Origin of the sequence: Pseudoalteromonas sp. S1650, assembly GCF_005887195.1 — a bacterium.
GTDB lineage: Bacteria > Pseudomonadota > Gammaproteobacteria > Enterobacterales > Alteromonadaceae > Pseudoalteromonas > Pseudoalteromonas simplex.
Map to the genome: position 1 here is coordinate 1 of NZ_PNDF01000184.1, position 434 is coordinate 434.

1 pseudogene is annotated in these 434 nt (G+C 45.4%); it reads left to right on the forward strand.

The features are described from left to right. Positions 1-404 (forward strand): annotated as a pseudogene (locus tag CWB80_RS22105) (MGH1-like glycoside hydrolase domain-containing protein); the annotation flags it as partial. Positions 405-434 lie beyond the last annotated feature (30 nt).

A 434-nucleotide genomic window follows, 5' to 3' on the forward strand; every position in this document is an offset into this window, starting at 1 on the left:
GGACCGGTCGCTGGTTGTCAGGTAATCAAACATGGCCTTGGGATAGCTACAAGCAGGCATATGCACTGGTAACATTTAATCCAGAGCTTGCTAAACAAAATTTGAATGCTGTGTTTGAGTATCAAATAACGCCAAACGATGCTGTCAGGCCATGGGATGCTGGATTTATACCTGACTTAGTGGCCTATAATTTTAGTGCAAAACGCGGTGGGGACGGCACAAATTGGAATGAGCGTAATACTAAGCCAAGCTTGGCAGCTTGGGCTGTGTGGCAGGTGTTTGAAAATACAGGCGATACTCAGTGGCTCGCGCACATATACCCTAAACTAGTTGCTTATCGTGGATGGTGGCTACGCAATCGTGATCATAATAAAAACGGTGTGCCAGAGTATGGTGCCACGGTTCTATAAGCACATTATGATATTGACGTAATG